The sequence below is a fragment of the Rahnella sp. CJA17(1/100) genome (genome assembly GCF_963881615.1).
Classification (GTDB): Bacteria; Pseudomonadota; Gammaproteobacteria; order Enterobacterales; family Enterobacteriaceae; genus Rahnella; species Rahnella aceris.
This window is the reverse complement of sequence record NZ_CAWOJA010000006.1, coordinates 45,490-60,552: the sequence shown is the minus strand read 5'-3', so window position 1 is coordinate 60,552 and position 15,063 is coordinate 45,490. Positions and strand designations below refer to the sequence as shown.

Below are 15,063 nucleotides of genomic sequence, written 5' to 3'. Positions count from 1 at the left end.
CGGCAATGACTTTAACTTCGTTTAAGGTTAAGCTGCGCCAGCGCGCGCAACGGTCTTCTTTCCAGTTCAAAGGTGTCGATGAACCGTAATGGCGCTCCTTTCTTATCTAATCCAAAATAATCAATCAGGGTGCCGCGTTCAGCGTCTCGGCATTGCCATAAGGGATGCGTAACAACCGCCCGCCAAAGCTCTTTCCCATCCTTTATTTCAAGAACTGGCAAAGGATGTTCCTTTAACAATTTGATGGTTCCTGGTCGTAACGCTTCGACATCCTCCGCAAGTTCAAATGCTCTTTCTTTCCATCCTTTCATCTCTGGATGGTTCCAGTCTTCAGCATTCAGGCCGCATGCGAATTCCGGCATAACCATGGCGCGTAAATAGGCTATTCCTAAACGCCAGTCCAGTAAGCCGTGATATTGGCGATTTCCGTAGCGTTGTATACATTTGTAACATGCTGTCCGACATTGAATTGGATGATCTTTCTTTAGAAAATCCACCATTGGCCAGTCGCGTTCTTCTTTCAGAATTTCATGCAGTAATTTGATTATTAAGGGAGAACCGTCGGCAACCGCCGGTTCGGCTAGACGTCTGCATAATCCTGAGCCATTGATTAACGCGTCTGCGATTTGCAGTATAGGTTTGCCAAAATGCAATCGAGGTTCAAGCGTTTCGAACTCATCAGGTGAGACGTCCAGATAGAGGGCGGCCTTATGCGTCAATATCTGAATTGCGCTGATGGCCGCCGCTCGAGTAGGCAAATGCATATGTTCGCCGTACCTGGCGACCATATTCAAATTAAGACGAGGATCGAACCTTATTAATTCTAAATGAAGCGACTCAGTCTCTTTACCAGAGACCAGCCCGAAATTTCTGCTCTCGGCTTTACGCCGCCAACGTGAATTATTTTGCTCTCTGAACCAATTAGAATCAATAGCCTGCTCGCCTTTAATCGACGGGCGGTAAGTAGCGAAAGGAATCGGTGCTTTTTGATCAATCGCGAGATCGACAGTAAAACGTTCCCCTTCTTTTTCTCCATTAATAGGACCGTCGTTAAGGCGCAATATAGTGACTTCGCCACGTCGTATGATTAAGGGATCGCAGTGTGTCGGAGTCTCTTCGTTTAATACCGTCGCGGTGGTCTTTAAAGACATACGGGTAAAACTATCCATATCGTCTTTGGGTTCGAAATCCGTACGGAAAGCGGCTGGTGTGATGTAGTGTTTAAATTCGTCAGGTTTGATAGGCTCGCCGCAATCTTTACATTTAATGTCATCGTCCGGTAGATGCAACTCCAGCTTTGCGGAACCGCATGCCGGACAAAATGCGACATGACTGGATGACTCTTGCCACGAGCCCACCGTAGAGAGATCTGACAGGCGATTATCCCGAATCTGTGGTTCTCGATAATTTCCCGTGAAGCCGATCACCTTGTGTTTTTTCTTATCCTTAATTAATACTGAGCCGGGGGCATACTCGAATACCGCAAGGTCAAGATCGCGATCCATTGTTGACCATTCGTATTCAGTCTGGTTGTTCAGACCTTTTTTTTCACGTAACCCCAGATATAGATTGCGTACCCGGGTCGGCATTCCATACATCGGCAGTTTCCCACGTTCAGCTAGGAAACGGGCGAGCCCTACATTGTCGTCGGGCGCGTAAGCGCTCAGTTCAGAGATTTCAGCGATTATTTCTTTCGCATTCAATGCGGAGTGAAGACGCTTACGCTGTTCAGGGTCGAACGTCGCCGCTTCGATAAATCGTTCGCGTATGCTCTGCGTCGCTTCCAGCGCGCCCTGCAATCGTTCAGCCCAGTTTACGTTATCGTCATAATAGTAATCATGCGTCGAAACGTATTCGCCATGAACGTCAGGCGGAACAAGTTTATCGCCAGGATAATCTGTCCCGTTATCGCGATCTTCTTTACGTAATAGATTAAAGGCGCTTCTGAGCCAAACTTTACGCAAAAGCCTTAATGGGATAGCGTCGTGATCTACCGCTAGGAAAGGCGGAGGCGGCGGATCGCCGGTAATGGCGTGAGGATGGGCGAAATAATAGGCGTCGTGCGTGCGTCCGCGGCAAAACGTAATGACAAAAGAAAAAGCCTGACCGCGTCGCCCGGCTCGGCCGACGCGCTGCTGGTAATTGAAGCGCTGAGGCGGCATGTTGGCCTGATAAACCGACTGAAGCGAACCGATATCGATTCCAACCTCCATTGTCGTAGTGACGGCAAGCATATCGATCTCGGCGTCCAGCTTTTCTAGTTCGCTCATCTTATCGACGAAAATCCCCTTGAATTTACGAAGCCGATCAGAAAAGTCATCCGTCTGCCCTGTCAATTCTTCTACGTTTAGCCGGAAGCGCTTAACGCCTTCCCGTTCGCCGCGCGCAATCCGTTTGCCAAGGAAATTCTGTTCCCATAGCGTTTCAACAGAATCTTTGGGAGTTATGTCAAGCGGTTCCGCGCAACGGGTACAACGTTTAAACCCTAAATGTAAGTGGATCCGTCCGCAGTTGCCGCATTCCCAGTAGGGATCGCCTGATTTCGCTACCTTAAGGAACAATTTGCCAATATTGAATAATCCTGCCTTATGTTCTCGAGCAGCGAACTGATTTAAGACTAGCGTCAAATTATCCAGATACTTATCGTCGCCGAATAAGGCTTGGGCGACGCGCTTGACTTTCGCTTTTTTTACATCTTTTCCAACGTGCCAGCCGTTGGATTGTTCAGGATCAACATACTTGTTTTCTTTGACTCGATAAACGCCGGCGAAGACTCTCAACCAAGCGTCGAGTTCGGGCGTATCCTCGTTATCTGAGACGCAGGGATACGCCAGACCCGTTTCCTCTAATGCGAAAAAAGTATTGGCGAAAATAACGTCGTCTATCAATTCAGATTGATCGTCTATAATCCTCTGTTTGATCGCCAGCCTGTCCGATAAAGAAAGTTTTTCGTGGAACCTAATGATGTTCTTATCTTTTACAAAGTTGTCGTACCAAACGGCTTTGTCGTTTCCATTAGCACTCGGGCGATATTTGTAAGGCGATATTCCCAATCCAGCTAATTCTGAAGATATTTTTCCGAGGGAGTCTCCTTCCGACTCCAATAAGCTATCTATTTTTACCCGTCTGAATTTACAAAGGCTCGCAATATCTTTTTGCCTTGCTTTGAGCTCATATAGCCTGTCGATCTCATCATCATCCCCAGCCTGTATTGCTTTATCTCTTTTTTCTTTAAATTCTTCTTCTGGAATATATTCTTTTTCCGCCTCGCAGATCATCGTTCTGGCGGCCGCAACCAGTATTTCCCTGCGCAAATCGCGTAAGTGCAGGCGTTCAATCTCCAGCGCCATCGAAGCCGCATCCTGTCGGCTATCCGAAAAGACAATACTCTTCGCATCCGCTCCGATTGCATGTAGCAATTCGAATAGCTCTGTTGCCACTAGTTGAGATGATTTCGTCACGCCGGTACGGAATGCGCGAATAGGCGTTCTGGCACGGTTGGTTGCAGGTCGGCTGGAATAGTCGATACCACAGTTAGGGCAACAGAAGGGTTGCGCGGAAGGCGGTTTTACCGACTCTCCTTTTTTTGCTCGGGGCGGAGTCTGAAAATAGAGATATCCACGAATCGCCTCGGGGTTCATTGGTGAAGTTTCTTGCCCAACAGTCGCAATACCTGTAACAGGATTCAGCGTAGCCTTCTGCCATACATCCCACCCTTTTTCACTAGCGGCGGGTGTTTTTTCAACAGGCCAGAAAATCGCAAACTCATCTAACGCCATATCATCATAATATTCTGCGCCGGGGCGTTCTGGAAGATTCTCAAGATTGGTCGCCGATGGCAATAGCTCTACCGTAGAGTCTTCGCAGCTTTTTCCCCTCTGGCCGCCAAGCAGTAAATCGCCGCAAGCTTCGCAGTAAAGCATTTCGAATAAACGCCGACCACGCCCAGAGGTTGAAGGCGCGTGCGACAGGCCCCGTTCCAGGCAAAAATCGGCGAATTTTGCTTTTCGCTCTCCGGGCGAGACAGACGCGAAGAAACCTTCAATATTTCTGACGAACGTATGCACGCGAAAAGCCGGTGTAGCGGCGTCAGGTTTCTCGCTGTCAGGTACGGAATACGGAAGCGCGCGCAGCAACATTAATCCGCGTAACGCGAGCTCAGATTCTTTTTCTCCATCTTGGCTTTCCGCCAGAAAAATTTTGTCGATGATATGTTTTGGAGACGTTGCGCGCGGCTTGTCGCCGATTTTTTCAATGCAAGCGTTGGTCAATAACGCGGCTGCGGTCTCCGCCGCCAGCTTAACACCCTGACGGCTATCTTGCTCTTTTACGCCCAGAGTTTGAAATACGTTAACTAAAGCTCGCTCAAACTCATCTGTCATCTCTACGCGGCGGACAACGTCGCCTTGCCCTGCAAGCGCTATCCGCATCAGGGCGGCAAAAGGCCGCGCGTCAACTTTTCTTTCTGGTTCAGGTATGAATGGGGTTCCTTCAACGACGCAGTTACTCCAGAAATCCGGAGCGTTGCTGCCGTCATCCCGGATATCGCGGCAAGTACCGAAGGGAGCGAAGAGATCGCGCAGATACTTTCTCGATTGTTCTCCATCCGCGCCTTCCATCGGCAAAGACGCGGAAGACGCCAGCAAACGCAGCTTGTAGCGGTGCTTCGGATCGTCGAGTCCTAGTCGAATGATCATCGACTTAATCAGCATAGCTGTTTCTGTCCCTGCGGAACCGCGTAATAAATGTAATTCATCGAATACCAGATAGAAGTAAGCGTCATCATTACTCATCAGCCATTCGCGCGTCATGTCGAAAATAGAGTCTTCGACTTCGCGCGAAAGCATCGCTCCCAGCATGGAGGCGTTGGTGACGAGTACGTCAGGCGGCGTGGCCTGCATATCCCAACGAGTAACCATTTCGCCGCCGTCTGTTGAAGGAAAGATATATCGGGTCTTTTCCGACGATGGTTCTTTTTCGTCGTCGAACGCGCACGCGGCCTGTTGATCGCAATCGACTCGGGTCAACGCTTTACGTAATTTTTCAAGGTTACGGGCGCGGCGGTTTTTCTCCGAACGATCGCCGGAAAGGCGGGGATGGCTAGCGTAACCAGTTATCGGCGTGGCGCTGGTATACTGTCCGAAGAAGATACGGTTTCCGGTGAAACGATGTTCCATCGTCTGTCGCGCTTCATCGGAATCCAGCGTTTTGCGCAAACGCGCCATTTGATCTTCAACCAGAGCGTTCATCGGATAAAGCACCAACGCTCTCACCGCCGCCGGGCGTTTTTCTCCTTTACGACGCGAAACCCAGTTCGCTTCCGCGTTACGCCACCAGCGATTTTGCAGGTAACCGTCGTGAGGAGCGGACCAACTGATCGCCTCATTCGATAATGCTGCCAGTATGGGCAGCATAAAGCTTTCCGTTTTCCCTGATCCCGTCCCCGATGTGACTATGCCGGGGCAACCAGGACTAATGCCTCGTTCCAGCATTTTCACCTGATGAAGATAAGGCGCGTGGACTGACCTACGCGGCCAGGTCGCGTCGCCGGATTTTGAATCAAACAAACCGGATAACGCCAGTTCGACGAACGCTTTTCGGCCTTCCGGCGATAAACTTTTTAACGGCCCGTTTTCCATATCGGCCAGAGCTTCAAGGGTCTTATCCGAAGAAACATATCGTAAAACGGGTTCGATATAGGGCTCTGCGGCGAACTCCCCGCTGTTGTTCAGTAGTTTGCGCCTTGATGCTGCAACCGAAGGGTCGGAGATTCGGAAACTGGTTTCAATATATGAAATAAAAAAGTCCTGAATACGGCGAAAACCGCCAATCGGATCTAGCATGATTTCTTTCTCCTGTAATCTATGGAGCGCATATTTCGTTATTTTGCATGTTCGCGAATAAATCGACTAATCGCTTTTGATGCGCTGCCTTGCCTTCCTCTACGGACAACGTGACCTCCAGCGCCGCTTTTGTCGCCCGCAACGTATTTACCACGTTTAGACGATCGCCCGACATTTCATCTGCGATAGCAAGCTTTTCTGCAAGTGATTCTGGCAGTATGACTCCAGGCTCCAGTTCGCTATGATGCTTGGCTGAAAGATATAGTGGCGCGCGCGTAATCGCATTGCGGACGACGATGTTTTCCAACTGTAGGAAAATATTCTCTCCCTTTATCTTTTCCGCTTCCTCGTCATCCTCATTCGTAATTGTGCCACAGACCAAGAAACGTCTAGGCAGATCGTCATTGCGCAATCCCTCTTTCAGCGCAGGCAGCCAGAAACGCGCGGCGGAACATTCGACGCGTTCGATGACAGCAAGAATTGTCCGGGGGCAATGAGCGTCACTTAATAACAATCCTTGATAAAGCGGCGTGGCCAGCTTATTACCTGCGCGGACCCAAAGATCCTCATAGGAAATCATCGTTGGATCGGCAATCTGCCGGATAGCGCGTCCTGATGAAATAAGCGAAGCGGCAATTGCCAGAAAGTCTTGCGTTTCAGAGCCGTAGAGCAATGGACATTCGCCAGCCAGCATCAACGCCAGAAATTGTTCCATCAATATCTTCCCATCATGCGTCAGTAATTTGTTCTCTCTGACGAGGCGCCCGAATTCTGCGCCGGAAACCGCTTTCGCTTCATGAGGAAGGCGGATTTCAGGAATCGCTGAATACGCCATTCGGCGTGCTTTTTCAGCTATAGCGACATTAATTTTTTCAAGCTCAGCCTGCGCCAAGGCGGTGTGCTCTTCGGCATCCCTAAGAGAGGCTAAAGATGCTTCTCGTTCGGCTGCTATAGAAGCTAAAACTCGGCGCTGACTTTCGCTTTGGTTGGATAAATCTGCGACAGAGTCTTTCAGGCGGTTGATCTCTTTTTCGAGATTTTCTTTCTCACGTTTTAGTGTTTTTTCGATATTTATTTGTTTTTCTATGAATTCTGCACGTAATTTTTCTTCTTCGAACAGTCGTAATTGTGCGATTTTATGCTCGTTCTCGCTTCTTTTCTCTGTCTGAAAGGCAGCCATTTCCGCTTCAATCGCTTCGCGACGGCGAAGACGCTCGGAGGAAAATTTTTCCTCGAGCGCTTTTTGTTGTTCGGCGCGTAATCTGTTCCGCTCTTCTTCTGCGATGTTTTGTATCTGGCGTTCAAGCAGAGCGGCGATGCGAGCGTCGTTCAACATCGCCTCCGCTAGTTCCCGGGCCAGCGCGTCCTCTTCAGTTATTTTTTTCGCCAACTCTCCGGATCGCAGAATCTGAGCGGCAGCCAGCAGATCGCCGACGCCGGATTTTAAATTTCCATTTTGCTCGTCGACATGTCTGCGAAGCCATGAAGCGATCTGCGTTGATAAATCGGCTCCGGCGATAAGCTGAACGATATTTTCAATGTAATGTTTATCAGGCGTCCAGTCATGGCGCCGCGTAGGTGAGGCATCCGTTTCCGGCATATAAAATATTTTGTTGTTTTCAGACAGGCCGGATACGGAGATGATTCCGCTGTCATTAAACAAATATTCAGCAACGTGCTGATTCCTTGAAAGAATAAAATGACGTGGTTTCGACTCTGTCAGGTTCGCAAGAATGACTCCGCCCGCATCGAATCGAAGAGTCCATTGCCCCGGTTCGCCACAAGTTTCGATGCCTTCCAAGCTCAGGCGATGGCGAGCTTCCTGAAGAGACTGCGCCGAGGATAAATCATAATAAGGATAAATACGCCGAGGATTTTTCGCTCTCGTCAATTTGCTGCGCGCACTGGCATCCACCTGAAAGACAATCCAGTCGTTTGGACGAAGCTGAGACGCGTCGAATCCGGTAAGTTCGACTTCTCCTGTTCGGGGAAACATCTTTTTAGGGCTGTCGATTGCGTGCCAGCCATTTTCCGTTTGCTGAGCGACGACTTTAAAATAAGAGAACCGATCGTTTCGTCGATCGTATCGGCCAATATACCAGGGAATATCTTTCATTATTCTTTTCCTTATTTTCCAGCCTATAACTCTAGACGCCCGTTTCGCCACCGCAGACGCGTTTTACCGCCGGAATGGCGCGCTGCGGAAACTAAACGATTTGCGTTATCGCAGTCACCAGACGGGAGCGAAGCGAAGCATTCGGGAAGCAGTCGATTTAGCCAGCGGAAAGTGAAGTCGTCGAGAGGATAAGCGTAGCCAGCTTCAGTGGGACCGCCGTTTCTGAGCACGCTGCGCCGTAATCCCATCGCCAGCGCGTCGGGCAAACCGCAGTCGTCGGCAATACAAATAAAACGATGATCCCCGACGCGTCTAAATACCGGGCGGCGCGCGCTCACGCTTGCGGCGATAATCGCGGCGGTTCGGGATAAGAAAAACGCTGTATTGCGTCGGGAAACAACCTTGTACACGTCATGATCGCGCCCGCCCGGATGGACAAGGCGCGTTAAAAGCGCCGCGGCATTATCCTCGGTCGCATGCGGAGAGAAACGCCCTGAACGCCAGTCCCAGACAGCCGCCTGAAGGTGGAATTCGGCGGTACGACAGGTCGATGTTAATGCGAGCGGCGTCATATCTGGCGTTGACGATGTATCAATAAGAAGCCATCCCATAATTCGCGATAACGCGACGGGATCATCGATCTCCGCGCCGAATACAGGAGGAGACCAGACGCTTACTCCGCTGCGACGAAAGCATTTTCCGCCCAGTCCAGAGACCGCTTTTTGAAAATCATCCATAAGGCTGGCGCAGGTTGCACCTTCCACGACGATCAGGCTGTCATCCCCATTGCGAATACGAAGCAGCGAAGGTTTGACTAATGTCCATACCCGACCTTTCCAGCCTTGTCGTAAGCGCGGTTCTATCAGACCAGCGTCATGCAAACAGCGAATCAAATGCCATACATTTATGTCATCTGCGGCGCGTTCCAAAAGCGCGACTAATTCGATTTCCTCCCAGCCGTTGGTACCGCTTGCGTAAATCGCTTCCAAAAGATGTTCGAGACGCGCATCGCTATTTTCTGTCGTCAGGGGGATATCAGAGAGGAAATTCGGCGTTTTTAGAGGAGACGTCGCCCAATCAGTAAGACGTTCAAGGCGATATCTAGCGCTGTCTTCCTGTGCCGGGCGCGGAACGGCGCGCTCGAAAAAATGCGCCCGCCGTCGCCATGGCGGCGTTTTCTCGCCGATTTCCAGCTCAGGTTCGATAATAAACTCACCGTTAAGAGGCGTTGATGACGTTAAACGTCCATCTACCTTGCTGACGCTGACTTCCGCGCCATTTTCTTGGGGCGCGTAAATTCGGTAGTTTTGCGTGTCTGATTTGACTGTCGGCAAAAAAGCGGGCAATCCCAGCCATCCCCCCGGCACTCTGATTCCGTCGGAAAACTGTAGGCGTGAAATTTGTTCATCCAGTGCGGTCGATGAAGCTTTCAGCGCGCGAAATATCTCTATCGCTACATGGCGGCTTTGCGATCGCGGCGTCAGAATCCAGTTGCTTTCTATAATCGCATCGTCAAAATATTGGCTAGCGCGCGCAACGTGATTACAGGATAACGCTATGTGAAATTTGGAAGAAAATGCGTCAGGGGCGGCTATAGCTCTCCAGCATCCGTGGCCGACCTGATGAAAAAAGAATAGGCCGCTTTGCGCGGCGTTGCCTAAATTGTCGCTATTTTCCGCAGACGCCGATAATAACGCGTCCGACAGCGAAGGGGAGAAAATGCATTCGTCATTCTCGCTGGCAGCGCTGAAGTAACATCGCGAACCGTCGAAATCGACGCGCATATCAATGATCGCTTTACGCGCCTCATTATCGGAGATTAACGCCATAGCCCGCTGACGCAAACGCCAGAAAGGCATATCGGCAAGAGCTCTGCGCCCTGAAAACCAGGCATCTTTAAACTCGCTAAACGCTTGTTTCAGTGCGTGAACATTCGAGGCACTCTCTTTCTGAATAGCGGCCTGAAAATAGTCGATTAACAGTCGGGGACTTGAAACGGTTTGCGGATAGCTCGTAAGAACACGGCTCATCATGCACAAGTCTGCTTTCCCGGGAAAAGCCAGACGCAGGGTATAGCCGATATGGCTCCAGCTTGGGGGGATCTCCGGCAGACACAGACGGCGATAGGGTTCTCCTTTCTGAACTCGTCGTTCAAGCCACCCAGCTAGCGCTTCCCACATGCCATTAACCCCAGCCAGCTTCTGATAACTATGTTCTGTTCGCAGCCAGCGCTGTAACTTCAGACGAAAGTCATTGCTTTCGTCCTGAGCATCGAATTGACTGCTGATAAGCAGCGTCATGACAAGATAAGTGAAATATCCGGGCAACTTGTCGCTCGATCTTTCCATCATGCCGCTTTCAAGGCGCTGCGGCAGATCCGGTATGTTCGACATACAGGTTCGAAACGCCTCTTCTATTTCATCCGCGCCAACGCCTTTGTCGGCGAATGCCGCTGCGAGCGTCGACGGCGTCACTTCAAACCAACGAATATCTTGAGCTTCGCCGTCAGCGCCGAATCGCAGAAAATAATCGACTAGCTTATTTTCCCAACCATCTAGTGTAACGGGCGGCGTCCAGTTCATTCGCGTATATCCTCCGTCCGGGGGGTATTGTTTCGGACGGCCATCACCAGTGGCTCCAGAATACGTTCGGCTAGAAAACGAACGGAAGGAACGACAAGGCCGTCGCCAATCACTTTAAATGCCGATTGATACGCTGTCGGGAGGATAAAATCATCCGGCAACCCCATTAACGCCGCCGCCTCTTTGACGGACAACAAACGCGTTTTCACCTGTTTGCCATTGACAACAATAATACGAGGACGAGAAGCTCCGCCTTTAGGTGTTCTCAGGCAACCAAGAACCGTCGAGAATGTAATTTCAGCCCGTTGCTGATTGACGCCTTTTTCTTTGCGCATGCGTAAATAAAGGCTGCCTATCATCGTCTCGCCTGATTCCTGTGCCTTCGCCAAACGCGCCCGATTCGCAGGTGCCATCATATATATAAGCCGTTGGGTTTCATCAGCAGAGTGCCATAGCGCATTTGTGTCTTCACAATCTATTATGTCAGTCAGTTCCTTCATTTTGGCTTCGGGCATAATACCGGGTGACCACCAGACCCAGTCGTCATGAACTTCTTCTGCTAGTGCATCACATGCGCGAAGAAGGGACGACGAATGCCATTCAGGAAGAGGTTTTTCTGAAACCAGATTTGTGGGAATAGATATATGACGACTAACTGCCACTATAAAAACGCGGGGTCTGGATTGCGGAAGAAAGTGTTTTGCATCAACGATTATTGCGCCATAACGGTAACCCGTTTTACTTAGCTGATGGCATATCGCGGCGAAATGCCGGCCTTGACCCAGCGTCAGCAATCCAAGCACATTTTCCAGAACAAGAACTGGCGGCTTTCGGTTTTCTTCACTGAGTTTGCTTATCAAATCGAGAAACGGCCACACAGCGCCGGAACGCGTAACCTCGTCAGCGCAGGAATATCTGTCGCCGATCCCCAGGCCATTACCAGCCAGTGATAAATCCTGACAGGGGAATGAGGCCCAGGTTAAATCAGCATGACGCGGCAGGTCATTAGACGGGATTTCTCGTACATCGCGGATGTCGAAATGTTCGTCGCCCCAGTTGTCGATGTAGGTCGATGCTTTTATCGGATCCATGTCATTGGCGAAAAGGCATCGCCACGGCTTTCCCAGACCTGCGCGTGCCATACCGCCGCCTGCGAAAAACTCATAGAAACTAAATTCCGTCTCGTGCGGTTCTGTTGAACGATCGTCGTCCGTGACGGCTTTACCGCTCATGACCTGACCATAAAATTTTGTTGATGAATCGGGGGCATCGCTCAATTTCCTGAAAAGAGGATCATTAACGAGATAGTCTATGAAATCATAAAGATAATAGCTATATTGATAAACGGCCAAGGGCCATTTACCTCAGTACACGTCATGGCTGAAAACAAAGATAACATTCGCTTTCAGCGGATGAGGTTGTTGAAACTGTTAAGAAATCTACATACAGTTAACCTCTTCGCTGTAAATTTTTATTCGTTAAAAAAATTGACTACTTGAGCGGAAAAGTAAAATGTCGTTCACTATTCACCCTTGGTTTGAACTCGCGCAAAGATACAATGGGACTATTTTACTGGGCAACGGCGCAAGTATGGCTGTCAGCCCGCGTTTTGGGTATGGCTCTTTGCTTGAACATGTTACGCAAAGAGAGCGACTGGCGGAAGATGTCCGCAGGTTGTTTGACTTTTTTAGAACCGAAGATTTCGAACTTATTCTGCGTATCGTCTGGCAGGCGACTAATGTCAATAAGTCTTTAGGAATTGAGGACGCGCGTACTCGCGAGGCCTACCTCCGAATTCGGGAATGTCTTATCCAGGCCGTGCGCGATGTGCACCCTGAGCACGATGAAGTGAATGAACAACTGCCGTACATTTACGAATTTCTAAAAAGATTTAACACCGTTATTTCACTCAATTATGATCTAATCGTTTACTGGACAATGGCATATGGTCTGGATATCAACGATCGTCATCAATTTAAGGACTGTTTTCTTGACAGAGGACTTTTTGAGCAAGACTGGCAGCGACTAAGAGGGATGTATGGAAATGAGCGGTCGAATACGCTTGTTTTTTATCCACACGGCAGCCTTATATTATGCCGAAATCGTGTCGAACAGGAGTGTAAAATCCATATCCGTGGAGCGGGGTTACTCGAATCCATTCTGCAACGCTGGCAAAGCGAAGAAGTGGTTCCTCTTTTCGTCAGTGAAGGAACGCATGAACAAAAGGCTAACGCTATTCAAAGCAGTTTTTATCTTTCAACCGTTTATCGAGAAGTGCTCGCTGAGCCGCGAGAAAATTTGGTGATTTTAGGTTGGGGAATGGGAGAACATGATGTTCACCTGCTGAAACGTATGGCCGTGAGTGGGATACAGCGAGTTGCAGTATCTGTATTCAGAAGAGATCAGACATATTGCAACAGAGCTAGCCTTTTGATTAAAGAGGCTCTTGGGCAAAATACCCTCGTGGATTTTTTTGATAGCGAAAGCCCGGGCTGCTGGAATCAACGCATTTAAAAGTAAAATTTGACCTGTCCCCAGTAATAGATACAACGACCAGTTAGTAATGTAGGCTTGTTTACCTTCTAATTTTCCATATGTCCAGCTTACTGAAAATTTAGCGGCATCTGGTAATTCAGCGATGAATGAGGTTTGGACTCGTTATAGTCCTGCCGCCAGTTATTAATGACTTTCCGGGCATGAAGAATATCGCTGAACCAGTGCTCATTCAGGCATTCATCCCGAAATCGACCGTTGAAACTCTCAATAAATCCGTTCTGTGTTGTCAATATGATTATGATCATATTGACAATGTATCAAATGCAACCTGTATCATTGTTAGTGCAATTTACTTTCTCTTTGTGGGCTTTTTTTCTCTCCCAGTGTGACTGGAAGAGTTAAGTAGAAGAAAAAAATAAAAATATTAGCCATTTTATTTTAACGTAAAAAACTGCTTACGTTTAGTCCTGAAAAAATAATATCAATCTTTATCTTCAGTCTTTCCCATGATTGCACTTATAAATGCGGTTTGCGGTTGCATATTTAGTTCTGATGACATTAGATCAGCCATATGATCAATCAATCCATCATGTGTCGTATTTTTGAATGGAAAAATGTCGCCATCCTCGAAAAATTTCCCAGCAGCTATACGCTTAATGGTAGCCGTATCGAGCGCTTCGATATTTTTACTTAAAATCCTTAATTTATCTGCATCAGGTATATCTACAACATCAATATATCCATCAGGTAATCCAAGAGCTGTGGTTACATCGTTCCAATTATATCCTAAGGAAGTTTTTCCTTCGATTGTAAAAGCTTGGGCCGGGCAAGACGCGAATGGGAAGGCTTGTTGGCATTTCAATAATAAAGTTGCTAATTTCATCAGTTGCTCTGAACAGCATTCACGAATATCCCTTTCTTTCATTTCGGGGGGGACTTTTTGTGAGTAACCAACAAAACGATATGTACATAAACCATTTGGCAGAAATCCGCCAACATAAGATACAGGTCCCTCTTTTTGCGTTAAATTTCTTAATTCCACAAAAAAACGCATACTCAAATCAGATTTCATTTCAGATTGTTGAAGGCCATACCACGTTGAAAAACCGTCTACCCCTGACATAGCCTTTTGTAGGACAAACGTCACACTACGGCTCGCAGAAAGAAAAGCATTTAGTACAAACTGGAATTCTAAACCATCTAAGTTTATTGAACGTTTAAAGAAATACTCTGCTTCCATAATTTTTTCAACAGGATGACGTAAACTCGTGAAAATATGTGCCATTTTGTATCTCTACAATCAGAAGGTAATAATGAAATATATGCCATACGAATATTTTATCATAGCTCAATAAAAAAACAGAGTTTACATTATTACGTAGTTAGTAATTGAAACCCAATTTCACCACTGCAAAGTAAGGTGCGCTACATCCCGTTATGCAGGGGCAAGTTTTTTCTCCTGTGCGCTTTTCGTTCCTGTATCGGCCTCCGGTAAATCGTTTTCGAACACAACCCGTCCCGCAAGCAACTGTGTTATAGGGTCTTCCTGAAGCTGGAGGAGGTTGGCACATTCTTTTACTTGATAATGAAATAGCTCATCATGTAATTGTATGTACGGTGATCTGGTTAAATTTTCTCAAGGGTACCGGAGCGTTATCTGTTTTCAGATGCTGCTAACTTCTACGCTACCGGCCTGCATGAGCTTGTCCACTGGAGTGGTGGCAAAAAACGTCAGAACCGTGAAATGAAAGGGAAGTTTGGCAGTGCGGATTATGCAGAGGAAGAACTGGTAGCAGAGCTGGGAAGTGCCTTTCTGATGGCTGATCTTGGCATTGAGGGAGAGGTACAACATGAAAGCTATATTGCTTCCTGGCTGAAAGCGCTGAAAAACGACAAGCGTTATATTTTCAAAGCGGTCAGCGCAGCCTCTAAAGCACATCGTTATTTGATGGACAAAATCTGAGCCGCAAGGTCTCAGGGCCGCAAAGGAGTGTGGCTTTCCGTGCTGGGATAGGCTTAACCGGTA

General features: G+C 48.3%; 6 protein-coding genes and 2 pseudogenes. 2 read left to right on the top strand and 6 right to left on the bottom strand.

Annotated elements, in window-relative coordinates:
- Positions 1 to 11: 11 nt before the first annotated feature.
- The 4 genes from AACU55_RS04070 to AACU55_RS04055 are packed head-to-tail and all read right to left on the bottom strand — an operon-like array spanning position 12 to position 11,893.
- Entirely contained in the window at positions 12 to 5,843 is a 5,832-nt protein-coding gene (locus AACU55_RS04070) for a DEAD/DEAH box helicase (protein ID WP_134706714.1), read from the bottom strand.
- 19 nt (positions 5,844 to 5,862) lie between these two features.
- Entirely contained in the window at positions 5,863 to 7,959 is a 2,097-nt protein-coding gene (locus AACU55_RS04065; protein WP_134706713.1) for a hypothetical protein, read from the bottom strand.
- A gap of 23 nt (positions 7,960 to 7,982) precedes the next feature.
- Positions 7,983 to 10,541: a hypothetical protein gene (locus AACU55_RS04060; RefSeq protein ID WP_134706712.1), complete on the bottom strand. Its 2,559-nt coding sequence runs from the start codon at positions 10,539 to 10,541 to the stop codon at positions 7,983 to 7,985.
- Positions 10,538 to 11,893, bottom strand: coding sequence for a DNA cytosine methyltransferase (locus AACU55_RS04055; protein WP_240785678.1), 1,356 nt, complete (start codon positions 11,891 to 11,893; stop codon positions 10,538 to 10,540). Before AACU55_RS04055 ends, AACU55_RS04060 begins: the two co-directional genes overlap by 4 nt.
- Positions 11,894 to 12,053: 160 nt before the next feature.
- Between AACU55_RS04055 and AACU55_RS04050 the strand changes: the two genes are divergently transcribed.
- Positions 12,054 to 13,055, top strand: a complete 1,002-nt coding sequence (locus AACU55_RS04050) for a DUF4917 family protein (RefSeq protein ID WP_134706711.1) — start codon at positions 12,054 to 12,056, stop codon at positions 13,053 to 13,055.
- Positions 13,056 to 13,097: 42 nt separating this feature from the next.
- Here AACU55_RS04050 and AACU55_RS04045 read toward each other — a convergent pair.
- Positions 13,098 to 13,321, bottom strand: a pseudogene (locus AACU55_RS04045) (integrase core domain-containing protein); the annotation flags it as partial.
- 197 nt (positions 13,322 to 13,518) lie between these two features.
- Positions 13,519 to 14,322 (bottom strand): hypothetical protein, encoded by an 804-nt coding sequence (locus tag AACU55_RS04040; RefSeq protein WP_134706710.1) that lies wholly within the window; start codon positions 14,320 to 14,322, stop codon positions 13,519 to 13,521.
- A gap of 357 nt (positions 14,323 to 14,679) precedes the next feature.
- On the opposite strand from AACU55_RS04040, the pseudogene AACU55_RS04035 reads away from it, so the two are divergent.
- Positions 14,680 to 15,000: pseudogene (locus AACU55_RS04035) on the top strand (zincin-like metallopeptidase domain-containing protein); the annotation flags it as partial.
- Positions 15,001 to 15,063 lie beyond the last annotated feature (63 nt).

Coding starts and splice junctions, on each gene's coding strand:
- AACU55_RS04070 (WP_134706714.1), bottom strand. CDS start 5,843: ATGCTAGATCCGATTGGCGGTTTTCGCCGTATTCAGGACTTTTTTATT.
- AACU55_RS04065 (WP_134706713.1), bottom strand. CDS start 7,959: ATGAAAGATATTCCCTGGTATATTGGCCGATACGATCGACGAAACGAT.
- AACU55_RS04060 (WP_134706712.1), bottom strand. CDS start 10,541: ATGAACTGGACGCCGCCCGTTACACTAGATGGTTGGGAAAATAAGCTA.
- AACU55_RS04050 (WP_134706711.1), top strand. CDS start 12,054: ATGTCGTTCACTATTCACCCTTGGTTTGAACTCGCGCAAAGATACAAT.
- AACU55_RS04040 (WP_134706710.1), bottom strand. CDS start 14,322: ATGGCACATATTTTCACGAGTTTACGTCATCCTGTTGAAAAAATTATG.